Genomic DNA, 21,322 nt, shown 5'->3' with positions numbered 1-21,322 from the left:
TTCGCACCGGCCGACCGCCGGGCACTCCGAGACTGCGCCCCGTCACCCCTCCACGTCGAGGAGGCGCGAGTCGCCCAAACCGACGGGAAACGGGAAACCCCCGGGAAACCCCTTCTCACCAGGTGTTTTGAAAGCCCGTCACCACACCGCTCAGTGGCCCGGGACGGCGGCGCCGCGCCCCTCGTCGGCAAGGGCCCGTTCCAGTCGCCCCGGCATCGGGTACACCCGCTCCGCGGGCAACAGCCGCTGGGCCTTGGCCGCATGCCCTGCCTTGATCAGCGCCGCCGCCTTGCGGACCCGGGGTGTGAGGTCGGTGAGGCCGACGGTCCAGTCCTCGGCGAATGTCCGGATCAGGCCGCGGCCGATGCCGACCTGGATGCTGTAGTGGTTCAGTGCCGCTCCGCGCAGCGAGCGTTCCGGGTCCCACTGGACGTGCACGGCGGCTCGCGCCACGGCAGCGGGGTCGCCGGTCGTGAGCACCGCCTGCGACAGGGCTTCCTCCCAACCCCGACGGGTCATCCGCACGGCCAGAACACGCTCTTGACCGGCTTTGCGGGCCCAGTTGCTGCGGTGCATCAGCCACAGGAACGAGGGCTTGATCCACGTCATCCTGTGGAACGAGAACGGCGCGACGAAGCGACCCTCGCGCAGGGCGGCGTCGGCGATGGCGGGTGGGTACGCCTGGTAGAGCACGACCGTGTGGGCGTCGTAGTCGGCGCGGATCTCGTACTGGGGAGCCATGCGCCGCACCCTGCCACCCGCTCCGCTCGCATCGCGAACCGATTTCCCCGGTGCGGAGGAAGCCGTACGACTCGGTCGACTCCCGGTCAGGCCGCGCGCACCGCCATCAGCAGTCCGCTCGCCCATGCCATGCGGACGCATCGGAAGTCCTCGCGCTCGTCCAACTCGGCCAGGAGGCGTCTGACGGAGGCGTCGTGGCCCTCCGGCCGGCCGGGCTGGGGGAAGAGGTCGTCGATCAGGTAGGTCCCGCCGGGAGCGACGAGTTCCAGGGCACGTTCGAGGTGGGTGAACTTGCCCGGCCAGGTGTCCGCGAAGACGAGGTCGAAGGGAGCGCCGTCGAACTCCTCCAGCCATGCGCCGCCGTCCCCGGACACGAAGGTCACCCGCGGGTCGTCACCCAGCTCCTCCTCGGCGATGGCTTGGACGTCGGGGTCGAGCTCGACCGTGGTCAGGCGGGAAGCGGAGTCCATGCCACTGAGGAGCCAGGCGGTGCCCTCTCCGGCACCGGTGCCGAGTTCGAGGAACCGGCCCCCGGGCCGAGCGGCGGCGAGTGCTGCGAGAAGACTTCCCGTGCGGTCTTCGCTGGACATGACGAAGCCCGCGTCGCGTGCCTTGGAACGCAACGTGGGCAGGGCGGTCGGGATGCGGCTCGGTGTGTCGTCCATCCGCAGAGGATGTGAGGACCGCGCCATTGCAGGCAAGGGCATTTCGCGATGCGTGAGGCTTCCTGACAGCTCGACGGTCTCCTTCGGTCATCGGGGTGCAGGGGTGCCGGAAGGCCGGGCCCGGGTAGGGACAGTGCGGTGGCAGGTAGCGGGTGGCGGGGGCCGCCCCTCCGCACATGGACGCCGAGGCACGCTTGCCGACGGCAGCTGCCCTGCTCAGGGGCGGTCGGTCAACGCGCAGCGGGGCCGAAGTCCCAGTGCAGCATCCGCTCCTCGTTCACCCCGGGCGTGTGGCCGTTGAGGGGACGACCTGTTTCGAGCGATCCGGCGATCGCCTCCATGAGCGCCGGCAGGGAGCTCCACTTCTCGTGAGGAACGCGCAGGAGACCCTCCACGGGTTCAACGACGTGGACACGTCCCCGGTCGGGCTCGGGCCGGTGGTCCAGCACAAGATGACCTCCCGTGCCGTCCCGCGCGATGGGGATCAACCGCGGGTGTCCGTACAGGGCGGAGCTGAAGCCGGTCTTCATGAAGTCGTCCGCCGCATCGTCCTCTTCCTCCGTACTCACGTCGTAGAAGCCTTGGAGGCGCCGCCATTCGTCTGCGATCCCCCGTGCACCCATCGGCGCGTAGAACCCTGGTATCAGGGTGAACCCGTGGCCTCGAAGACCGTCGTGCCTCCGCAGCGAGGCCACCAACGCCCGCGGGAGCGGCCCGCCGATGACACGTTCCACCGCGGCGATGTCCGCCGAATCCGCCGGCGGCGCCAGCGCGGCATGAGCCGCCGGCGCGTGATCGGCCAACCACTTCTCGATCCTCGTCCACGACTCACTCACCGATGGGGTCATGGGACGACATCCTGACACTGGCCACTGACGCCCCCGGAACGGCCCTCGAATCCGCATGGTGCTCGGGGCACGTCTCCAGCTGGCATTCTTCATCGAAAAGTGCTGGTGAGCAGGCACGTCACTCGCTAGCGTCGATCTCTTGTCCACACGAGTCCCGGGAGATCCATGCAAGCCCGTACGCGATGGCTGCTGCCGACAGCTGCCGTCACAGCCCTGTTCACAGCATCGGGTTGCAGCACTGCGCCCTCCTCGGCGTCTTCGCATGGGAATGGGACACCGTCTGCCGTCCCTTCGAGCAAGACCGCGGTGGCGCCTCTGACGCCGGCCCAGTTGAAGGCTGTCGCCTTCAAGGACGGCGAAGTTCCGCAGGTACGCGACGGCTCCATCGAAGCGCGCGAACCCATGCCGGAAGGCAGCGGGTCTTCGTTCCCCCCGGTCTCGGTCCCCGCCTGCCAAACCCTCCGTGACGTCCACGATGGCAAGGGTTCACACGCTCACGTCTTCCAGACCTTCGACTGGAAGGACGACATCTGGCCCGGCAGCTCGACCCTCGCCTCCTATGAGGACGGCAGGGCCAAGCAGCGCTTCGCGGACCTCAGGCAGTCTCTCGCCTCCTGCCGGACCTACGACGGCGAGGGCTGGGTCGGAAAGTTCACCACCACGGTCGCACCGGCGCCGCCTCCATCCTTCGGGGACGAGGCAGTCAGCTACACGGAGACCATCGCCATGGGTGCCGAGCGCGGCGGAGACCGAAACGAGACGTTCGTCGTCGTACGGTCCGGCAACACCATCGCCACCTTCTCGGCGCTCAATGTGGGCGGAACCGCCTCTTTCCCGACCGACCTCATCACCAAGCAGGTCGAACGCCTCCGCGCGGTCCAGTAACTCGCCGTCGGCCCAGCCTCCGAAGCCAGACGTTCATCGGCACGTCCAGGGCCTGCTCCAACAAGGCGAGCAGAGAGCGCATAGTCTCTCGTCGCGTGAGCCGGAGCAGCCGGCGTGGTTTCGGAGGCGGCATGACAGTCCGGAGAGGGGCTCGGGAATTCGACGGAGCACCGCCGAGCGGAGCTTCGCCGGAGGAACTGGTTCGCGCGCTGGCCGCGCCGGTGGTCGACGGCACAACAGCCGCCGCTGAACAGGTCTGGGGGCTTTCCGAGCATGAGATCGGCAGGGTTGAGTGCGACCAGTCCGCGCCTCTCGCGGATGCCTATCGTTGCTTTCTGGCGCTGATGGGCGGAGGTGCCGGGCACTTCATGCAGGGCACGGATGTCTTCTACCCGGCGGTCATCGGCTTGGGGCAGGCGGCACGAGAACTGCTGGAGGAGAACAACGTCCCCTTCGTCCTGACCGATTCGGACCGGGTCATCCTCATGCACCAGGGCTACCAGTTCGACTTCCTGCGCGGCGCCGGGTCCGATCCCGAGGTGTGGTCGTACTGCGAGGGCGGTGGTCCCGACGACGTACCGAAGCCGAGCTTCGCCCGGTTCACCGACTGGCTGCAGACCCACGTCACCCAGCAGACCGAGGCGTGGGCTCGCCTCGTCCCGTGGTACGAGGCCGAGAAGCAGGAGGAACCGGGAGAGCGGCGCTTGTACTTCAGCCGTCGCCATCCGGACGGCAGCGCCACTGACGAGCTCTGACGCGACCCGGGCTCCACCTCTCGCGCAGCGGGACAGTCCTACGATCTGGTTCATGACGACTCCCGATTGCTACGCGTGCGGCCAGGAAGCCGGGTTCGACGACCTTCCGCCACGCGAGTGCGTGGCACATGACGAGCACTGGCGGGTGGCGCACGCCTTCAACACCGCCGTGCCCGGCTGGCTGGTGCTGCTCCCTCGGCGCCACGTTGCCGCAGTGCATGAACTCACCGATGCCGAGGCATCCGCCCTCGGGATGTGGCAGGTCACGCTCTCCCGGGCTCTCCGAAGCGTGACCGGTTGCACCAAGACCTACGTCGTCCAGTTCGCCGAGGCAGAAGGCTTCGCGCACGTGCACTTCCACATCGTTCCGCGCATGGCAGATCTGCAACCGGAGCATCGTGGGCCGGGAGTTTTCGAGCTGCTTCGGCGGCCCGAGCAGGAGCGGGTCTCGGCTGACGGAGCAGACCAAGTAGCCCGGTCTCTCCGAGCTCAGCTGCGGGGGCGTCCGAACGCGCAGTAGGCGGAACACGGATCGGAATGTGTGCCGGAAGCCGAGAAATGGTCGGGCGGTCGGGCCTGCGAATCGAGGGAGTCGTCCCGGTCACGTCAATACGACGCACCCTCGCCGCTCCAGCCGGCTGAGGAGCGGTAGGGATCGATCGATCTCGTTCCATCGGAGGTCCAGTTTCTCCAGCGATGGCATCTCGCCGAGCCAGTCGGGCAGGTGGCTGATGCGGTTGCTCCGCAGGTCGATCTGACGAAGTCGCGGGAGACCGGCCAGCGGCTCCGGCACGTCGGTCAGGGAGTTCTCGCGTAGGTCCAGGTGGCGCAGTTCCAGCAGCTCGCCCGTCGACGACGGAAGGCGCTCGATCGCGTTCCCTCGGAGCCACAGCTCACGCAGGCTGCGGAGTCCGCCGATGGCATCGGGCACGGTGGTGAGCCGGTTGTGTTGTGCCCTGAGCTCGATGAGGCCGGTCATGGCGCCGATGGCCTCAGGCAGGACGGTGAGTGAGTTCTCGCCGATGTTGAGGTAGCGCAAAAGGGTCAGGCTTCCCAGGGAGTCGGGAATCGACGACAGCTGGTTGTCGTGCAGGTAGAGGCAGTCCCTGAGCTCCGTCAGGTTGCCGAGTTCGTCCGGCAGCGACGTCAGCGCGTTGTGGCCCAGGTCCAGCGTGGTCAGCCGGTGGAGCTGCCCGATGTCCGACGGGAGGACCTTGAGCCCGTTGTCCGCGAGGATCAACACACGAAGTGCGGTCTGCTGCCAGACGGAGTCGGGCACTTCTCCGAGCTGTTGACGCCATAGGTTCAGTGCGTGCCTCACGGCGTTCTCCCTTTCGTCAGTCATGCGCCCATCTCCACCCACTGCGGCGGAGTCGCCGGGTCCCTCCTTCCGAGGAAGGCCGGACCATTTCACCGGCTCACCGGCTCACCGACGCCGTCCCGCGTCCTCGAGTCTCGCGAGGACTCCGAGGAGCGCCATGGCCCGGTCGGTGTCCGACGGAATGCGTGCGAGGCCCGTGCGCAGCGAACGGACCGTTCCCAGCGATACGTTGTCCGCGCCGAGTTCGTCGACGACGGTGCCGACGGCCCGGAACGCCCAGTACTGGTTGAAGGGAAGCCCCTCCTCGACGGCCGCCGCCACCAGCTCCCCAAGGCGGCCGGGTTCAGGTCGGGCGTGCAAGCGCGCGTAGGCGGTCAGCCGTGTGCCTCCGTCGCCCGAGGAGAGCGCCGCGCTGACGTCGAAGTCGTCCACGTACGGAGTGACCCTGACGAGTTCGGCGAAGATCCGTTCCTGGAGGAGGGTCCGTGCACTGCCGGAGGGCTGAATGCGGCGCAGCTCCGTGTACTGGTGCACGAGCTCGCGCACCTCGGCATCCGCCGAGCTCCCGGCTTCGCGTATCCCGCCTGACGTCACCAGGGCCACCCTGGCCTGGCGGGCGGCGTCCCCCACCGCCTGGCGGACCTCGTCGGTACGTTGTTCGGCCGCCTCGACGCGCTCCTCCAGTTGGCGGTACTGGAGTTTGGTCCCGCCGGGGAGCTCGATGCTCTCGAAGAGATCGCCGAGCCACGGCACCACCGCGATCGCGGCGAGTGCCAGCGTGACGCCGTCGATCTTCAGCTCCGGCTTGACGACATGGACGACTGCGGCCGCCACCGCGGCTAACGAGATGATGACGGCTATGAGCCGCTTGGCCCGTCGTGCGGGCGAGTTCGACCGGACATCCGGCCCCGATTCCGACATGGGGGCCAGCATCGCAAAACCCCGACCGCGCCGGGTCGGATTCAGTTGCAAACCCGTCGCTGTTCAGGATGGTCGGGAGCACGATCGTCATCGCGGGACGACCACGATCGCGTTGCCGACCTCGTGTTCGACCGGAGTGGGGCTCTGCCAGGTGTCCATGGGGCGGTTGTAGAGGGAACCCTTGATCAGCAGGGTGGTGTCACCCCCTGACCCGAGGCTCAGGGCGTCCGCCGCACCGAGCCACTTCATCACGGCCGCCGCTTCGTGGACGGCGCCGAGCGGCGGCACCGGCGGCGTTCGGCAATCACTGTCGACGGTCGTGCGCTTCGGGACCGCTGTTCCCCTCGAAGTCGCCCAGGTTGATGAAGCTCACCCGGTCTTCCCAGACGTCCCACGTCACATGCTTCTGAGCGCCCCAGTAGTAGGTCTCGTAGCTCATGAGGTCGCCGTACGTCTCGTTTTCGCGCATTCGGTCAGGGCGGCCGAACACGGCCAGGAATTCCTCGTACGACTTCAGGTCCGGCTGTCGTGCCCCCCATCCCGACTGGCAACCCGGCCGGCTTCAAGCCGGTGGGACGAGGGTGAACCAGTGCTTGAGGAGTGCGCTGTCACCGGTGACGTCCAACCCGGTGGCGGGGAGCCGTTGCCAGAGGAACAGCGTCAGGTCTGAAGCGGTACCCGCGGCCTCGACGCTCACCGGACCGGCGCCGTCTGGCTCCAGCCGTACCCCGGCGCCGTCGAACTCCAGCGTCCAGGATTCGGGGCCGTCCGTGCGGCGGAAGCGGTAGCGCTCCCCCGTCCCCGCCGGCGCGGGCTTCCAGCCGCGCCGGGCCGGGACCATGACCTCGAAGGTCTGGGCGACCGCGTCCGTGGCGAAGGCGGGGTCGAAGGGGGCCGGGTCGCCGGCGGCGGATTCCGCGTCCCAGCGGTGGACTGCCTGTTCGATGGTCTGCATGCGCAGCCAGAAACCACTGGTCCGCTCCGCCGACCAAGTCCACACCGGTACGTCCGGTCCGAGCTCGCTCAGCACCTGCGCCAGTTGCCGAGCGGCGGCGGTCGACCAGTCGAGGAGTTCCTCGGGCACGGGGCCCCGGTGCGGTGTCTGGTCGTGCCGGGGCCAGGCAGCCCGTACCGCCGGGTCCTCGGGCAGTGCGTAGAGAGCGAGGTCCGTGGGGTCCGGTGGCTCCGTGTGCCGCTCGCGGAGGATGTGCGTGAGGTAGCGCTGGACGCTGCCGAGGTGACCGACGAGGTCGGCGACCGACCAGCCGGGGCAGGAAGGCACCGGCGGGGCTTCGCGGCCGCCGTCGGCCGCCCGCCGTACGGCCTTGTCGAAGGCCTCCGCCTCAGTCCGGAAAACGCCGAGCCTGGTGAGGTGATCCATACGGTCCACCCTGCCCGGTACGGGGCGGTGCGTACCGGCTTGCGCCACGGGCGAACGCCATCACCCCGTGACAGCAGCCGGCCGGGCGGGCGCCGCCCGTCTCCTTCACCACCCCCGCCGCACGGACCGGAACGCGGGCCGCGGGCCGTTGGTGGGCCGCCGCGCATCGTGTGTGGACGCGCGACGGACCCGTGGATCGACACGGCTGGAAGGAACTAGGACAAGATCTGACCTGGTTCGGTCGTAATGTCGTCACGTCACCCGGAGTCGGCAGTGAGGACATGGCCATGAAGCACACCGCGCCCGAGGGCTACACCAGCGTCGCACCGTGGGTCGTCACCGACGACACCGGCGCGCTGCTCGACTTCATCACGGCCGCGTTCGAGGGCGAGGAGCTCGCCCGGGTGCCCGTGGCGGACGGCACCATCGGGCACGGCGAGATCCGCGTCGGCGACACGGTCGTCCTGGCCTTCGACCGCCGGCCCGACTGGCCCGCAATGCCCGCGCTGCTGCGCGTGTACGTCCCCGACGCCGACACCGCCATGGCCGCCGCCGTCGCACACGGGGCAACCGTCGTCACCGGGATCACCGACAGCGCGTGGGGCGACCGTGGAGGCCGGGTACGGGACCCGTTCGGCAACATCTGGTGGGTCATGAGCCGAGCCGAGGACGTCGCACCCGACCAGGCCTGGCAACGACTCTCCCAGCCGAAGTACGCGGACGCGATGCGCATCGCCCAGGAAACCCTCGACGCCGAACTCAGCGGACGGGAAACGGGAGTGGCCAGCACCCCACAACACCCGACCCGCTGACCACCCCGGCCAGGACGGTGCACGGGCGTCAGGAACCGGTCTAGGCTCGGTCGGACTCGCTGCGAAGCACACAGAATTCGTTGCCTTCAGGGTCTGCGAGCACTGCCCAGCCCGTGCCATCAGAATTCCGGTGATCGGTGACGAAGGTGGCACCGAGGCCGAGCAGCCGTTCCACCTCCTGCTCACGCGATGTCTCAGGGCGCAAACACAGGTGGATCCGGTTCTTGGTCGTCTTGGGCTCGGGCACCTGGTTGAAGTACAGCACTGGTCCTTCCGCCAGCAGCACCTGAGTCTCCCGGGCGCCAGGCTTGTCCTCCGGATGCAACGGACGACCGGTCACCTTGCTCCAGAAATGTGCCAGTTCATAAGCATCCGTACAGTCAATCGCAACGTTCTGCACTATCGAAACCATGCACGCGAGCCTGCCTCACTTCCACTCCGGACGCCACCGAGTGGCCGTCCCCCTTGGCACACACAGCTCAGGTGCACAGCAGCGCGTTCGATCGCCGGCCCTGCGACTTCGATCGCCGGCTGCCGGGGTCCACGGGACCCACATTCTGGCCCTGACCAGTGAGACGGGCGGGGGGGGGGGGGGGGGACGGAATGGCCGTGGAGGGTGTGGGACAGGCGTGGCAGCGTGTGGTCGACCGGCTGGAGGTGAATGCCCTGGTCACCGCGGCAGCGTTGTTCGGTCCGGCTCGCCCGGAAGAACGCGGCCGAGGCCGGCCTTGGTCGCCGCTGCCCGAAGACCGGGGGCTTCTGGTCGCCGTGTACCGGCGGACCAACTTGACCCTGCGCCGACTTGCCTCGCTGTTCGGCATCCCCAAGTCAGCCGACCGGTGGTTGCTCATGTATCCGGGCCGCAGACGGTGCCTCCGTGCTGATGACGGGAGTAGTCGACGATGGCGGCCTCCGAGGTCGAGGGCTCGCCACCGTTGGCGGGGGTGAGGGTGTACCAAACGAGGATGGAGCCCTCGGTGACCGCGTCCAGGACACCGGCCCAGGGGATCGTGTAGTCGACCGAGGCAGTGTCAGTGTTGATGCTCACGACTCCCTGGATCTCCGCGACCGGAGTCTGACCGCCGGCGTCGCTGCAGACCACGACGTCGAAGGTGACCTTGTCACCGGCCTTGAACGACTGCTGGTCCACCCTGACGAGAACGCCGTTCCAGGGCTTCTGTCGGCACGTGATCCAGCCAGGGGGATCCTCGTAGGGAAATTCCGGGAAGTCGAGTTCGATCGACATGCTTGCTCCTGGTGTGCACCGAAGGGTGGGGCGGCAGGTGAGCCTCTCCCCCGCGATCAGCGCGTGCCGCAGGTGCGAGAGGCTACAACTGGGCGGTCAGGGAGCCTGGTAGAAGGGGACGGGGATGTCGTGCGCCTTCAAAGCTTCTGTGTAGCGGGCCGGCAACTCGTCCAGATTGGACAGGAGGATGGCCGCCGCTTCGCGGGCTTCACCTAGGTCGCCCTGGTCGCAGGCTTCCACGATTTCGGCGACGTCCGCGCGGAGGATCGACAGGGAGTCTCCCTGGATCAGTACACCCGGAAAGTTACGCGGGGGCAGGCGGACCACCGCGTCGCTACCCGGGTCTGTGAGCAGCTCGACCTCGATGTGTTCCATCCGATCATCCAACCTCAGTCCTGCCGCCAACTCCAGGCGTAGCCATCTCGGGAGAACGGTCAGAACCCGGTAGCGCGCCGAGTCGGGGGCTCGACGGAGGTCCGTGGACGGGGTGCAGGGCTGTCTCGCCGAACAGTGATGATGGGTGGGAGCGCTGATGGGGTGTCGGCGGGTTGTGAGAGGTGAGGCGTTGATCAAGGTCGGGCTGGAAGGTGCTTTCAGCGTGAACAGTGTCGGCGTGGAGCGTCGGCCGTTCCCGTTGAGTTTCAGCGTCCAGCAGGCGCAGGGGGTGTGGACGGTGACCGCCAGCGCGGCTCGGGCGTGCGAGTTGGCCGACCTGCTCATGGCTGCGGCTTCCGGCCCCGTCGCGGTGGTGTCGCTGGAGACCAACTCCTACTTGGACGAGAACTGGCATTCGCTGCGACCTTCGCTGATCGCGGGTGAGCTCGGTGTGCCGTGTACGGTCCACCCACTCGGGCCCTGGGCATCGGGCACTCACGGGCTCGCCGAGGAGATCCTGGTGATGGACGGCGATCAGCTGCCCCGTTTTCTTGACGACACGTGGTCTCCGTACGAGTTGACGCTGATCGACCTGCCCATCGACGTGGCCCCGGAAGAGCTGGACGCACTTGCCCTCGCGCTCGGTACGGCGGGTGCCGACGAGGTGATTCTGGGGCGCCTGGGAGACTCCTCCCGGCTCTGGTTCTCCGGACACGATGACTGCTACGTGCTGTTGGAAACCCGGGATTCCGGCCTGCCGGCCGCCGTCCTGGCCCGTCTGCTGGCGCTGATGGCGGGCTCTGCCGTCGCAGCCCTCACCGGTGAGCCCGCCTCATGCGTGCCCGAGCCCGGGCGATGGCTGCCCGAGCGGCTGATGGCCACGGCACCTCACTGGATCGGAGCCCTGGACACGCTCACCGAGGACCTGGTGACGATCAGGCTGGCGGCCCTGCCGCGACCATGGCGGTTGAACGTGCCGTTTCCGCAGCGGGCCGACCTGACGGTGGCGCTCGACGTACGGGACGGCACCTGGCGGCAGTCTTCATGCCTCCTGCCCTGACTCCCCCACCGGCCCCTCGCCCACGAAGGCGGCCGGGCCGAACCAACGGGTGAGTGTCTCGGTGAGACCGGTGCCTCCGGCCCAGCAGACGTATCCGTCCGGGCGGACGAGTACGGCCTCGGCGGCGGACGTACCGGATTCCGCTCGGGCCCGGACTTGGATGACGCGGTCGCTCCACGGGGCCGCGGCGGCGAGAGGGGCGTCGGAGAGGGTGAGCAGGACGCCGCGTCCGGTGCGCATCAGGTCGCCGAACGTGACCCGTTCGCCCCCGTCGACGACCAGGTCGAGGTCCGGCATCCGCAGACCCAGCAGGGGATGGGCCTCGGCGTCGGGAGACGGGAGGCGGAGGTCGAGCCCGGACATCACTCCGGCCATGTACCGGTTGGCGTCGGGCAGGCGGAGCAGGTCGGTCAGCACGTCGCGCAGCTCGGCCAGACCTCCGTCGCGTTCCGGCCCCATGACCACACCCTGGGCCCGGGTGAGTGCGAGCACCCGTGCGGCGACGGGGTGCCGCTCGGTCTGATAGGTGTCCAACAACTCCTCGCCCGCCTCGCCCCGCAGGACGGCGGCGAGCTTCCAGCCGAGGTTGAACGCGTCCTGCACACCGAGGTTGAGCCCCTGGCCGCCGGCCGGGGAGTGGATGTGGGCGGAGTCCCCGGCGAAGAACACATGGCCGTGGCGGTAGTGCTCCAGCTGCCTGCTGGCGTTGCTGAACCGGGAGGAGTAGCGGATCTCCGCGACGTCGAGCGCCCCGCCGTGGGTGGCACGCAGCACCTCGCGGACCTCCTCCGGGGTCACGGGGGCATCGCGCTCGGCCGTCATGGTTCGCGGGCCACTGAAGATGAGCTTGTGCAGGCCCTCCGCCAGGGGGGTGATCATGGCGAAGTGGCCCTCGGGCGAGGTGCGGATCCGCGAGCTGATGTGTCCGCCGGGGCCGTCGTCGATGTCGCCGGTGAGCAGCAGGTCGGCGGTGCCCATGCGGATGGTGGCGGCCTGGCCGGGGAAAGCGGCTCCGATGAGCTTGCGCACGCTGCTGTGGGCACCGTCGCACGCGACGAGATGGCGGCCCCGCAGCGACCGGTCGCCGTCCGGTGTGGTCACGGTGATCGTGACGCCGTCGGCGTCCTGGTCGAGACCGGTCAGCCGGTGCTCCCTGAGCACCTCGCCGCCGAGCTTGGTCAGCCGGTCCTCGAGCACGGCCTCCAGCTGGTCCTGCGGGAGCAGGACGGGGTGCGGGTAGCGGGTGTCCCACGCCGTGTAGTCCAGCGGGACCGGCAGTCCCGCGAAGTGGCCGCCGACGAGCTGGTAGTCGATCGACCGTCCGAGGGCGTCGTCCAGCAGGCCGCGCAGCGCGAGCATCTCGGCGGTTCGAGGCTGGATCGCCCCGGCGCGGGACTGGAGGTTGCGGCCGGGCAGTCGGTCCAGCACGACGGCGGGGACGCCGGCGAGGGCGAGCTCGGTGGCGAGCGTGAGTCCGGCGCCGCCCGCCCCTACGACGATGACACCGGTGACCTGCGTGTTCATGGAGCCTCCCAGGAAGATTCCTTCACCTGGGAGAAAACTATACCAGGTGCAAGTTTCTCCTGGGTGTCGGATTGCTATCGTGGGCGCATGGCTGAGCAACTTGGACTGCGGGAACGCAAGAAGCAGCGCACCCGGCAGACGATCTTCGAGGCGGCGTTGCGCCTGTTCCTGAGCCGCGGCTTCGACGACGTGTCGATCGTGGAGATCGCGGAGGAGGCCGAGGTCTCGAAGCGCACGCTGTTCACGTACTTCCCGACCAAGGAAGACCTGGTCCTGCACGTGTTCGCGGACCACGAGGACGAATCCGCCCGCGTGGTCCGCGCCCGCCCGGCCGGTACGAGTCCCCTGGCCGCCCTGCACGCTCACGAGCTCGACGCCCTGGCCCGGCGCGACCCCGTCACCGGACTCACCTCCGACCCCGACGCCGTCGCCTTCGCCCGGCTGCTCAGCACGACGGCGAGCCTCAGCGAGCGGCTGCTCGGGTACGCGGGGCGCAGTATCGCGCGCCTCGCCGAGGCGCTGGAGGAGGCCGGCGCCGACGAGCTCACCGCGCGGCTCGCCGCAGTGCAGATCGTCACGGTGCTGCGCGTCCTCGCCGACCGCAACAGCGCCCAGATGCAGGCGGGCCGCCCGGCCGACGACGTGTACCCCGAGGCCGTCGCCGCCGCCGACCGGGCCTTCCGGTTGCTGGGCGTCGGCTTGGCCGACGCCTTGCCCGCCTAGCAGCCGCAGGCGTCGCAAAGAGGGACGTCAGAGCGGTCGATGGGGCCGCGCGGCGGCGGTGGCGGGGTGCGTCACGACTGTGCGCGGTCCGACGCGGGCATCAGGCGACGGCAGGGCGCTGGGCGGCCAGACGGGCCACGTGGGCCTCGCGAAGCTCCTCCCACGGCACGCAGTCCTCAACCGCGGGCAGGCCGTTGGTGGCGATGTCTTCCAGGACCGCGGCGAATTGGTCCGCGTCGGCCCGGGTCTTGGCCGCGAACGCGCGCAGGCCGTCGACAGCCGCGGCCTCCAGCGGCAGTCGGCGGGCGGCGGAGGGGGCCGGCTGTTCGCTCATCGAGGCCTCCAGGGTGCGGAACTGAACGTGTGTCACCACGGTATCGCCACTGCCGAGGCCCGGGGACCAGTCCCGGAAAGCCACCGCGCCCGGCTGGTCCGCGCATGCTCGGGCGGTTCGGTTCGGCCGTGTGCTTCGGCGGTCCGCTTCGGCGGCCCGTTTCGGGTGACGGTGCTCGGGCCGACCGTCGGCCGCCGGCACGCGCACCGGGCGATAACGCCCGCTATTTGCCGGCTCGGGCCACGAGCAGCGGTTGGAAGAAGCCCGTCTCCTGCGGCATCCGCCACTCGGGGTCGACGAACCCGGCCTCGGCCGCGAGGCCGGACAGTCGGTCCCGGCCGAGTGCCCAGTAGGTGGCCCGGCGGACCTGGACGCGCCAATCTCCGGCATCCGGAAGGAGTTGGAAGTGCTCCAAGTCGTAGCGCTCGCCGTCGTCGTGCCAGTGCCAGAGTTGGAAGGTGACGGTCCGCTCTCCCCCGCCGCCTTCGTCGGCCGCGTGGACTTGTGGAGGCGTCGAAGCCGGGCGATCGCGCAGCAACTCGTCGTAGGGCCGCGTACTGACCAGCAGCTGCCCGCCTGGGCGCAGGACGCGGAGCATCTCGGCCAGGGCGGCTCTCACGTCCTGCTCCGTCAGCAGGTGGGGCAGCGAGTTGTCGGCGCAGACGACGACGTCGAACCGGCCATCGGCGAACGGGAGGCGCCGCATGTCGGCGGCGGCCGTGCGCAGGCCGAGGCTCCGGTGGGCGGCCTCCCGCGCTGCGCGGGCGGCGGCGCGGGGGCTGATGTCGGTCCCGGTGACACGGTGCCCGTGCCGCGCCAGGCCGATGGCCTGGGTGCCGATGCCGCAGGAGCAGTCGAGCACCGCGGCGCGATCCTGGCCGATCAGTGCGTCCAGGGCGTCCCCCTGCCGACGGATGCTCGCTTCCCAGTCTGAGTAGATCAGGTGGTAGTCGTCGGCCAGATCGTCATAGAAGTCCGCCAGTGATGTCTCAGGCATGGCGTGAGGCTACCGTGCCGGATTCTTCTCTACGTGGGTCCACCGTTTCACTGTGCGAGGGCGCCAACACGGTGAAGTGTGATGCCCCGCATCGCCCTTACGACTCCCCGCCGGTGACGTCTAATGTGAGCCGATGAGTGAGGAACTGAATCCGCAGGTGTACTCGAACCGTTGGGCTGACGCCGTGGGGTCCGGCGACCAGGCTTCACCTCGCGATTTCTGCAGGTGCATCGAACAGGGCAGCAGCAGGACACAGCTGCCGACCGGCTTCCACCCGGAGCGTCAGGACACCACCGCACCGGGGTGGATCCGCCTTCTCGAACTGGTCGAGGAGGCGGCGGCCGACGGCCGGGAAGTCTTCAAGCCGCTGGTGGAGCTCACAGCGGAAGAACGGCGCCAGGTCATCACCCTCCCGCCGACGATCGCCAAACTCATATCGGTGAAACACCTCGTGCTGTACGCCTCCAACCTCGTGCGCATCCCGCCTGAGATCGGCGCGATGAAGAGCCTCGAGGAGTTCACCCCGTACACCTCCTACCGCTTGCACTGGTTCCCGTACGAGATCACCCGGTGCCCCAACCTGCGGGACAGCACGGTGAGCACCCGTGCCCTCTACGGCAACTACAAGCGGCGGCCGCCGTTTCCGCCGCTGTCGGCCGCGGCGACCGGGAGGCAAGGGATCGACTTCGAGGACCTCGACCCCGGCGTGTGGGGTGCCACGGCGATCCGCACGTGCAGCGTCTGCGACCGGCACATCCACGGTGCGGACCTCCACCAGGTCTGGATCTCCCTGAAGACGTCGGGCGCCGACGTGCTGCCCTTGCTGGTCAACGCCTGTTCGACAGCCTGCATCGATGCCCTGCCCACGCCGCCCGAAGGCTACGTGCAGGTACCTCACACCGGCGGGGAGGGTGTCAGCCGGCCGCCTGCCGGCAGGTGGCCTCGCCAATAGAGAGGAGGTTCGGAAGAACCCCGTGAGTCTGGCGTGGCCAACCTGGGCGACCGTGATCTCGCGAGGCGAGGTACGGGCCCCTGACCGGCCCGCCGGCGCTGCCGCTGGGCCCGGGCGGCCTGGCCGAGACCGGCCCGCCGGTGACGTGGCGCCACCGGTTCACCCGGGGCGACGTCCTGCTGCTGGTCACGGACGGACTGGTGGAGGCCCGCAGCCCCGACGGTGTCGTCTACCCCCCTCGTGAGCCGACTGCGCCACCACTTCGCGGACCATCCCGGTCCGGGACCCGCCGACGTCATCGACTTCCTCAACACCGACCTCCCCGCCACACCCGCAATCTCCACGACGATGTCGCGATGCTCGCGATCGCTCCCCAGGGGAGCCGTCTGACACATCACCGGCACATCCGACGGGGCCTGCCGTCGCCGACTGCCTCCCTGACTCACCAGCGGACTGCCGACGAAAAGCGGAGCCTCTCGTCGTGATGTCAGGGCGTGTCGTTAGGCTCCGGCCTCATGACCAGCGAAAACGGCTTCACCTGTCGGTGCTGCGGCACCCACCACTCCGAGCTCCCTATGAACTACACCGCCGAGGCACCGGCCGTGTGGGATCCGGCCTTCGCCGACGCCGACGACTGCGTGCTCTCTTCGGAGCAGTGCGTGGTGCGAGGGGAGCACTACTTCGTCAAGGGCCTGATCGAGATACCGGTCATCGGCAGCGACGAGGTGTTCTCCTGGGGTGTCTGGGTCTCGCTCAGTCGCGAGAACTTTTCCCGGGCCGCAGACCTTTGGGACCGGCCCGGTCGTGAGGCCGAGAACCCCTACTTCGGCTGGCTCACCACCGACCTGACGGTGTACCCGACCACGACGCTCAACCTGAAGACGCACGTCCACACGCGCCCGGTCGGTGAGCGTCCCTACGTCGAGCTGGAGCCCACCGACCACCCTCTCGCCGTCGAACAGCGCACGGGGATCACCTTGGAGCGCGTACGGGAGATCGCCGCGGCCGTACTGCACGCCGGCGACGGCGAGCAGCGCTGAGGCCGGCCACGGCGGGGCGGCGGCCACGTATCCGGCTGAGGTCAGTTGCCTCCGACGAGCAGGACGTGGCCGTCACGCCCACCAGGCCGGTCGCGGCGGTACGGATACGGCTCATACGGGCATCCCCTCCTGCAGGTACACGGCGCGGCCGGCCAGGGCGGCGGCATGAAGCGCGGTGAGCGTCCTTCGGTGCGCGGCGAGACGATCCGGAAGGTCGTCTGGGGCGTGGAAGGCATGCCGGTCGTGTTCGGCGCTGAGCCGGATCTGCCGGCCGGCGGGCCGCCGTGCGGCGAAGAAGTAGTCCACGACGGGGCCGGTGCCGAGGACGTCGACCCTGTGGTCGATGCCGATGAGGCAGGGCTCCGAGCCCAGCCGGATGCCCGTCTCCTCGTGCATCTCCCGGCGGGCCGCCGGCCACGGGTTCTCTCCGTCATCGACCATGCCGCCCGGCAGCCACCACGTCCGGCTGGCCGCCTCCTGGCCGGGGCCGTACCGGAGTAGAAGCATCCGGTCCTGGTCGTCCAGCAGCATGACGCACGATGCCACGAGCGCCTGGGGCTGCGTCTTCACCCACTCCTCGCGGGGAATCCAGTCACCCACTCGCGCCTCCTCTTCAGTGGTCGGCGGGCCGCAGGCCCGCCTTGGTGAGGAACAGTTCGGGCGGTCGTCCAACGATCGCAGAACAGAGACGGCACGGAAGGAGACCCCGCCGACCCGCTTCGGACCCAAGGACTTGGTTCACGGGTCACGGGTTCACGGGTTCACGGGTTCACGGGTTCACTCGATAGTTCATGAACCAGTGGGTGTCGAAGTAGCGGGCCATCGTGAACGGGTGGTCCGGTTCGAGGAGGATGTGGCAGACGAACTCCGCGGTCGGGCAGTCGAAGGGGACGATCCCGCCGTCGAACGTCTGCACCGTGACGGACCAACGGTCGGGGTCCCCGTCGTCGATCTGCCAGCAGTACAGGTCCTCGTGCTCGGTGCCCGCCCAGATGAGCAGGCCGTCGTCCTTGAGGTCGGTCCAGGGCTCCTGGTTCAGGTCGAGGTACGCGTCGAAGGCACCTTTCCCGAACGTCTCCACCATGCGTTTGTAGTCGCCCGGAAGACGCGTCCCCACCCGTTCCTCGATCGGCCCCCAGTCGATGTCCGGCCGCTGCGGGGGCAGGGTCCAGCCGGTGATGTCGATGAGCCGCTCGACCCAGTCTTCGGCCCGGCCGGTCACCCCTGGAGGCGGGATCCGTACCCGTCGCGGCGCGGTCGCCAGCACCGGGAGGACGTCCCCTTGCGCGTCCTCAGCGGTCCCTGCCCCGATCCACCGCTCCCCATGGGCCCACGCCAGTATCGTCTCGCCGCGTCCCCCGAGAAGGCCGAGGAGAGCCCCGCCACCTGCCTCGTCCACGCTCGGATCGGTGACGCCGTCCAGCACCAGGGTGCGCGGCGCCCCGTGACGGTCGGCCAACTTCTCGACGAGGGAATGCGGGTCGACGTCGAGGGACAGGTACAGGATCCCGCTTGGTTCGGCGAGCCGGGCCAGCAGGTCGTTGAGCGTCGAGTGCGTGATCTCCATGAAGGACAGAAAAGCGCACTCCGCTGACAACGCCCCGGGGGTGCCTTGTTCCGGACCGATACGGATGGTCTCCGGCTGAGGCGTCCGGGGAGGAGGAACGATGCGGTTACGCCGAGAAGCGCGGCAGCGTGCCGACCACGCGGTCCCACACGGAGCGGGTGGCGCCGAATCCGCTCTCGTGGACCCAGACGTGGGTGCACGCGGGGCACTGGAGGTGGAGCAGGCTCCCCGTGTTGGTGAGCAGGTAGCGCCAGTGCGTGGAGCAGGTCCGCCGCTGCCCGCAGGGCTCGCACCCCTGGGCGTCGTCGCACTTCGGGCAGGCCACCCAGGCGCGGCGCCCGGGGTCGGCCTGAGGATCAAGCGGCAGCACGGCCGTCTCCCCTCGCGGGCAGTACACCGGCCGCGACCAGGTCGTCGTAGAGGCGCTGCTGCTCCGCGTCGAGTCCGGAGTACAGCAGGTCGTACGCGGCCTCCTCGCCGAGCAGCACCTCGACCGGGTTCCAGTCCGGGCCGAGGGCTTCCATGACCTGGGCGCGCCGGAGCACTTCCTGCGCGGTGAGGTCCACCTCGAAGTCGACCAGCGCGGACGCGTCGGAGGCGTCGGGCTCGTCCGGGGAAGGGATGGGGTCGTGGGGGGCCATGCAGTCGAAGTTAGGTAACCCTTGTTTCTCTGGTCAAGGGAGGGTGTGCGGAGTCACAGATCAGGGCCTGGTGTGTCGTCCCGGGACATTGGGGACGCACGGGCCCGGTCCCTGAATTGCGAGGGGGCCTCCGGCCCGGTGGGCACTTCGAAATCCGCACCGGTCCGAGGAGGCCCTCGTGCCCCACCGTAATCACTCGGTGACGGAGGCGGGACGTTGGGCGGTCGGCCCTCTGCGTCACGGACCACGGATGGCTCCATCGCCCCGCGGCCAGGCCCCGCCCCCACCGTTCGGAGCACGCGTGCGGCCGGCGTACCGCGAGGAGCCGAACCGTAACGGCCCGACGACGACCGGAGAACCTCAGTAGGCTCGGGGCATGCGGATCTGCGTTTCCTCGGACATGGACGAACCGGTGGCGCGCGCCCTCCTCCGGCAACTGCGCGACCGCGGACACCATGTGGTGGCGTACGGGGCGCTGCGCCCCGGCGACGACCCACAGTGGGCCGCCTGCTCGCAGGCGGCGGCCCGCGAGGTGGCCGCCGGTAACGCCGACCAGGCCGTCGTGTGCTGCTGGACCGGCACGGGCGCGTCGATCGCCGCGAACAAGGTGCCCGGCGTACGCGCGGCCCTGTGTACGGACGCCTACACGGCCGACGGTGCGCGCCGCTGGAACGACGCCAACGTGCTCGCGCTCAGCCTGCGCCTGACATCGGAACCTCTGCTGGAGGAGATCCTCGACGCCTGGTTCGCCGCCGGGGCGAGCACGGACCCCGAGGACCGGCAGAACGTGGCGCGCCTCGAACAGCTCGGCGACCCCACGACCACGGCCTGAAACAGGGCGGTCATGCCGGCTGGTGGGGAACGGATCGGGTGGCCGGAGCTGGCGTACGGCCCGGAGTCACGAGGCCTTCGGGCGTCCGGCAGGATCGGGCCGCCAGGCATCGAGGTCCAGGGCGACCGTCAGGAAGTCGTCCTTCACACGGACGACGAGGTCGGGATCCTCGATCCGGGCGGCGAACTCCTCGGCACGGACCTTGTCGAGCAGGAAGACGAAGTGCTCGATCACCACGGGCTCGTCCCTGAGGTTGCCGTCCGGATCCACCTCGGTGTTCGCACGGTCCGCCGCCAGGCAGAGTGTCGTCATGAACACCTTGAGGTGTTCCGCCCCGAGGAGCACATCGGCCCCGTGGACGACCATGACGAGCCCCACACCGCCCGTGATGGCCTCGTGGGTGTCATCGAGGCGGTCGACCAGCGCATCCCAGTTCCAGCCGAAGTAGCCGGGAACTCCGACCACCCTGGCGAAGGCCTCGCACACACCCACCTCGCCCGTCAGATCGCGGGCGTCCAGCTCGTACACCCGGCCACCCGCAGCGCTCAGGGCTGCCGTCTGTTCTGTGAACTCGACGGCCTCGCGAGGCCCGAAGACGACCCAGGGCGTCTCCGGCTTGGCCAGATTGAACGTGGTCACGCCCGTCCCTTCTCGGCGACATCGCCGCCCCTCGGCACTGTGCGACCTGGCAGCGTCTCGCCTTGTTCGCGTCAGGACTGTACGTAACGACGAAGCTCCTGGTAAACGGGGTTTTGACCAAGATCGCCGCCGATCGGGTCCGATCCGGTCCGGCGCCGGACGGCAGCACCCCTGGGGACCGCGAGGCAGATCCCCCAGGGCCGGGGCGCACGGTCGCTCCGCACGGAATGTCGAAGGACTGTGCACGCATCGTGCGGCGCCGCCACACCGCGGTGAGGTCCAATCGGGCTGGGGAGGGATCAGGTCCGCCACCGGACCCGGCACTCCGCACCAACTCTGCACTGAGGAAAGGCCACTTGTGAACACACGTGACGATTCGCCGGCGGCGCCGACCCCGCAGCCTGATGACCTGGGGCGGCTGCTGCTGACGACAGCGGATCTCACCGACGCGGGCCTCGACGACTTCACCGAGTTGGCATCGCCCTCGTCTGACGAAGACCCTCCGCCGATGACCGGTCCGACGCCGGAGCTGACGGCCCTGCTGAACAAGGCGTTCAACGACAAGGCCACGAGGGAGGTCAGGACGTCCTTCATGAACGCCGACTCCTCGATCGTCGTCGACGAGGGGGTCTCGGAGCGGGCAACCGGGGCGGCCGTGGCCTGGATGGCCGACATGAGGCAGGTGTACGCCCAGTGCGCCGCATGGACGATGAACATCGGCGATCAGGAGTTCACCGTCCACGTGGTCGACCCTGTCGCCGATCCGAGCGAGCCTCTCAAGGTGGAGCAGAGGTTCGGTGACGAGTCCGTGATGCGCACGATGCTCGCCGGGCCGCTCGGGGAGCAGGCCCGGATCACCACCCTTCTGGTGCGCCACGGCGACCGGGCGCTGGAACTGACGTTCCGCAGCCTGGCGAGCGAGCCCGGTGGGCCCGAGGCGGCCCACCTCGCCACCGCCATGTCGAAGTTCCTCGCGCTGGCTCCGGCAAGGTTCCTGGACCTGCCGCTCGGCTGAAGTCCCACGGCTGAAGCACGCGTCAGGGGCATCCTTGGGCCGGTCCAT

30 protein-coding genes are annotated in these 21,322 nt (G+C 69.2%); 11 read left to right on the top strand and 19 right to left on the bottom strand.

Annotated elements, in window-relative coordinates:
* Positions 1-150: 150 nt before the first annotated feature.
* From ACFYYJ_RS07775 to ACFYYJ_RS07765, 3 genes are all read right to left on the bottom strand, one after another.
* The gene (locus tag ACFYYJ_RS07775; RefSeq protein ID WP_389129635.1) at positions 151-741 is read right to left on the bottom strand and encodes a DUF4291 domain-containing protein; all 591 of its coding nucleotides are present in this window, start codon (positions 739-741) and stop codon (positions 151-153) included.
* Positions 742-827: 86 nt separating this feature from the next.
* A complete protein-coding gene (locus tag ACFYYJ_RS07770; RefSeq protein ID WP_389129632.1) occupies positions 828-1,406 on the bottom strand; it encodes an O-methyltransferase in 579 nt (192 codons plus the stop codon).
* 230 nt (positions 1,407-1,636) lie between these two features.
* Complete coding sequence (locus ACFYYJ_RS07765; RefSeq protein ID WP_389129629.1) at positions 1,637-2,254, bottom strand: SMI1/KNR4 family protein; 618 nt, start codon at positions 2,252-2,254, stop codon at positions 1,637-1,639.
* Positions 2,255-2,560: 306 nt separating this feature from the next.
* On the opposite strand from ACFYYJ_RS07765, the gene ACFYYJ_RS07760 reads away from it, so the two are divergent.
* From ACFYYJ_RS07760 to ACFYYJ_RS07750, 3 genes are all read left to right on the top strand, one after another.
* Positions 2,561-3,139, top strand: coding sequence for a hypothetical protein (locus tag ACFYYJ_RS07760; protein WP_385124950.1), 579 nt, complete (start codon positions 2,561-2,563; stop codon positions 3,137-3,139).
* 368 nt (positions 3,140-3,507) lie between these two features.
* Positions 3,508-3,894 (top strand): hypothetical protein, encoded by a 387-nt coding sequence (locus ACFYYJ_RS07755; RefSeq protein WP_389129626.1) that lies wholly within the window; start codon positions 3,508-3,510, stop codon positions 3,892-3,894.
* 52 nt (positions 3,895-3,946) lie between these two features.
* A complete protein-coding gene (locus ACFYYJ_RS07750; protein ID WP_389129623.1) occupies positions 3,947-4,414 on the top strand; it encodes an HIT family protein in 468 nt (155 codons plus the stop codon).
* 81 nt (positions 4,415-4,495) lie between these two features.
* Here ACFYYJ_RS07750 and ACFYYJ_RS07745 read toward each other — a convergent pair whose 3' ends face one another.
* From ACFYYJ_RS07745 to ACFYYJ_RS07725, 5 genes are all read right to left on the bottom strand, one after another.
* On the bottom strand, positions 4,496-5,239 hold the full coding sequence (locus ACFYYJ_RS07745) for a leucine-rich repeat domain-containing protein (protein ID WP_389129621.1): 744 nt from the start codon (positions 5,237-5,239) through the stop codon (positions 4,496-4,498).
* 81 nt (positions 5,240-5,320) lie between these two features.
* Entirely contained in the window at positions 5,321-6,136 is an 816-nt protein-coding gene (locus ACFYYJ_RS07740) for a hypothetical protein (RefSeq protein ID WP_389129619.1), read from the bottom strand.
* 87 nt (positions 6,137-6,223) lie between these two features.
* A complete protein-coding gene (locus ACFYYJ_RS07735) occupies positions 6,224-6,424 on the bottom strand; it encodes a phosphodiester glycosidase family protein (protein WP_389129617.1) in 201 nt (66 codons plus the stop codon).
* Between the two features lie 16 nt (positions 6,425-6,440).
* Positions 6,441-6,605, bottom strand: coding sequence for a hypothetical protein (locus ACFYYJ_RS07730; RefSeq protein ID WP_389129614.1), 165 nt, complete (start codon positions 6,603-6,605; stop codon positions 6,441-6,443).
* Positions 6,606-6,698: 93 nt separating this feature from the next.
* Positions 6,699-7,517: a maleylpyruvate isomerase family mycothiol-dependent enzyme gene (locus ACFYYJ_RS07725; protein ID WP_389129611.1), complete on the bottom strand. Its 819-nt coding sequence runs from the start codon at positions 7,515-7,517 to the stop codon at positions 6,699-6,701.
* Between the two features lie 287 nt (positions 7,518-7,804).
* On the opposite strand from ACFYYJ_RS07725, the gene ACFYYJ_RS07720 reads away from it, so the two are divergent.
* On the top strand, positions 7,805-8,329 hold the full coding sequence (locus ACFYYJ_RS07720) for a VOC family protein (protein ID WP_389129608.1): 525 nt from the start codon (positions 7,805-7,807) through the stop codon (positions 8,327-8,329).
* A gap of 40 nt (positions 8,330-8,369) precedes the next feature.
* On the opposite strand, the gene ACFYYJ_RS07715 is transcribed toward ACFYYJ_RS07720, so the two are convergent.
* The 3 genes from ACFYYJ_RS07715 to ACFYYJ_RS07705 form a co-directional block, all read right to left on the bottom strand.
* Positions 8,370-8,741 carry a VOC family protein gene (locus ACFYYJ_RS07715; RefSeq protein WP_389129606.1) on the bottom strand — a complete coding sequence of 124 codons (372 nt, stop codon included), beginning with the start codon at positions 8,739-8,741 and terminating at the stop codon, positions 8,370-8,372.
* Between the two features lie 435 nt (positions 8,742-9,176).
* On the bottom strand, positions 9,177-9,575 hold the full coding sequence (locus tag ACFYYJ_RS07710) for a hypothetical protein (protein ID WP_385359861.1): 399 nt from the start codon (positions 9,573-9,575) through the stop codon (positions 9,177-9,179).
* Positions 9,576-9,671: 96 nt separating this feature from the next.
* Positions 9,672-9,950: a DUF6959 family protein gene (locus ACFYYJ_RS07705; protein WP_389129603.1), complete on the bottom strand. Its 279-nt coding sequence runs from the start codon at positions 9,948-9,950 to the stop codon at positions 9,672-9,674.
* Positions 9,951-10,140: 190 nt separating this feature from the next.
* On the opposite strand from ACFYYJ_RS07705, the gene ACFYYJ_RS07700 reads away from it, so the two are divergent.
* Positions 10,141-11,010, top strand: coding sequence for a hypothetical protein (locus tag ACFYYJ_RS07700; RefSeq protein ID WP_389129601.1), 870 nt, complete (start codon positions 10,141-10,143; stop codon positions 11,008-11,010).
* On the opposite strand, the gene ACFYYJ_RS07695 is transcribed toward ACFYYJ_RS07700, so the two are convergent.
* Positions 10,993-12,534 (bottom strand): FAD-dependent monooxygenase, encoded by a 1,542-nt coding sequence (locus tag ACFYYJ_RS07695; RefSeq protein WP_389129599.1) that lies wholly within the window; start codon positions 12,532-12,534, stop codon positions 10,993-10,995. The genes ACFYYJ_RS07700 and ACFYYJ_RS07695 overlap by 18 nt on opposite strands.
* A gap of 87 nt (positions 12,535-12,621) precedes the next feature.
* Here ACFYYJ_RS07695 and ACFYYJ_RS07690 point away from each other — a divergent pair, with 87 nt between their 5' ends.
* Positions 12,622-13,257, top strand: coding sequence for a TetR/AcrR family transcriptional regulator (locus ACFYYJ_RS07690; protein WP_385124929.1), 636 nt, complete (start codon positions 12,622-12,624; stop codon positions 13,255-13,257).
* A gap of 100 nt (positions 13,258-13,357) precedes the next feature.
* Here the strand turns inward: ACFYYJ_RS07690 and ACFYYJ_RS07685 are convergent, their stop codons facing one another.
* Both ACFYYJ_RS07685 and ACFYYJ_RS07680 read right to left on the bottom strand, forming a co-directional pair.
* A complete protein-coding gene (locus tag ACFYYJ_RS07685) occupies positions 13,358-13,591 on the bottom strand; it encodes a hypothetical protein (RefSeq protein WP_385124928.1) in 234 nt (77 codons plus the stop codon).
* Between the two features lie 223 nt (positions 13,592-13,814).
* Positions 13,815-14,588 (bottom strand): class I SAM-dependent methyltransferase, encoded by a 774-nt coding sequence (locus ACFYYJ_RS07680; RefSeq protein WP_389129594.1) that lies wholly within the window; start codon positions 14,586-14,588, stop codon positions 13,815-13,817.
* A gap of 133 nt (positions 14,589-14,721) precedes the next feature.
* Here ACFYYJ_RS07680 and ACFYYJ_RS07675 point away from each other — a divergent pair, with 133 nt between their 5' ends.
* From ACFYYJ_RS07675 to ACFYYJ_RS07665, 3 genes are all read left to right on the top strand, one after another.
* Complete coding sequence (locus ACFYYJ_RS07675; RefSeq protein WP_389129592.1) at positions 14,722-15,540, top strand: leucine-rich repeat domain-containing protein; 819 nt, start codon at positions 14,722-14,724, stop codon at positions 15,538-15,540.
* Between the two features lie 140 nt (positions 15,541-15,680).
* The gene (locus tag ACFYYJ_RS07670; protein ID WP_389129589.1) at positions 15,681-16,025 is read left to right on the top strand and encodes a SpoIIE family protein phosphatase; all 345 of its coding nucleotides are present in this window, start codon (positions 15,681-15,683) and stop codon (positions 16,023-16,025) included.
* 90 nt (positions 16,026-16,115) lie between these two features.
* Complete coding sequence (locus tag ACFYYJ_RS07665; protein WP_385359954.1) at positions 16,116-16,580, top strand: DUF2199 domain-containing protein; 465 nt, start codon at positions 16,116-16,118, stop codon at positions 16,578-16,580.
* A gap of 111 nt (positions 16,581-16,691) precedes the next feature.
* On the opposite strand, the gene ACFYYJ_RS07660 is transcribed toward ACFYYJ_RS07665, so the two are convergent.
* The 4 genes from ACFYYJ_RS07660 to ACFYYJ_RS07645 form a co-directional block, all read right to left on the bottom strand.
* Positions 16,692-17,180 carry an NUDIX hydrolase gene (locus tag ACFYYJ_RS07660; RefSeq protein ID WP_385124924.1) on the bottom strand — a complete coding sequence of 163 codons (489 nt, stop codon included), beginning with the start codon at positions 17,178-17,180 and terminating at the stop codon, positions 16,692-16,694.
* Between the two features lie 169 nt (positions 17,181-17,349).
* The gene (locus ACFYYJ_RS07655; RefSeq protein WP_389129585.1) at positions 17,350-18,147 is read right to left on the bottom strand and encodes a hypothetical protein; all 798 of its coding nucleotides are present in this window, start codon (positions 18,145-18,147) and stop codon (positions 17,350-17,352) included.
* A gap of 106 nt (positions 18,148-18,253) precedes the next feature.
* Complete coding sequence (locus tag ACFYYJ_RS07650; RefSeq protein WP_385359841.1) at positions 18,254-18,517, bottom strand: hypothetical protein; 264 nt, start codon at positions 18,515-18,517, stop codon at positions 18,254-18,256.
* The gene (locus tag ACFYYJ_RS07645) at positions 18,504-18,788 is read right to left on the bottom strand and encodes a DUF6400 family protein (protein ID WP_385124921.1); all 285 of its coding nucleotides are present in this window, start codon (positions 18,786-18,788) and stop codon (positions 18,504-18,506) included. The genes ACFYYJ_RS07650 and ACFYYJ_RS07645 overlap by 14 nt, the downstream gene beginning before the upstream one ends.
* 376 nt (positions 18,789-19,164) lie before the next feature.
* On the opposite strand from ACFYYJ_RS07645, the gene ACFYYJ_RS07640 reads away from it, so the two are divergent.
* The gene (locus ACFYYJ_RS07640; protein ID WP_385124920.1) at positions 19,165-19,620 is read left to right on the top strand and encodes an RpiB/LacA/LacB family sugar-phosphate isomerase; all 456 of its coding nucleotides are present in this window, start codon (positions 19,165-19,167) and stop codon (positions 19,618-19,620) included.
* 66 nt (positions 19,621-19,686) lie between these two features.
* Here ACFYYJ_RS07640 and ACFYYJ_RS07635 read toward each other — a convergent pair whose 3' ends face one another.
* Positions 19,687-20,259 carry a barstar family protein gene (locus ACFYYJ_RS07635; protein ID WP_385124918.1) on the bottom strand — a complete coding sequence of 191 codons (573 nt, stop codon included), beginning with the start codon at positions 20,257-20,259 and terminating at the stop codon, positions 19,687-19,689.
* A 358-nt stretch (positions 20,260-20,617) separates the two neighbouring features.
* Between ACFYYJ_RS07635 and ACFYYJ_RS07630 the strand changes: the two genes are divergently transcribed.
* Positions 20,618-21,274: a hypothetical protein gene (locus ACFYYJ_RS07630; RefSeq protein ID WP_389129580.1), complete on the top strand. Its 657-nt coding sequence runs from the start codon at positions 20,618-20,620 to the stop codon at positions 21,272-21,274.
* Positions 21,275-21,322: the final 48 nt, after the last annotated feature.

The organism is Streptomyces sp. NPDC002467, from assembly GCF_042889825.1.
Lineage (GTDB): Bacteria > Actinomycetota > Actinomycetes > Streptomycetales > Streptomycetaceae > Streptomyces.
This window is presented reverse-complemented; position numbering and strand designations above follow the sequence as displayed.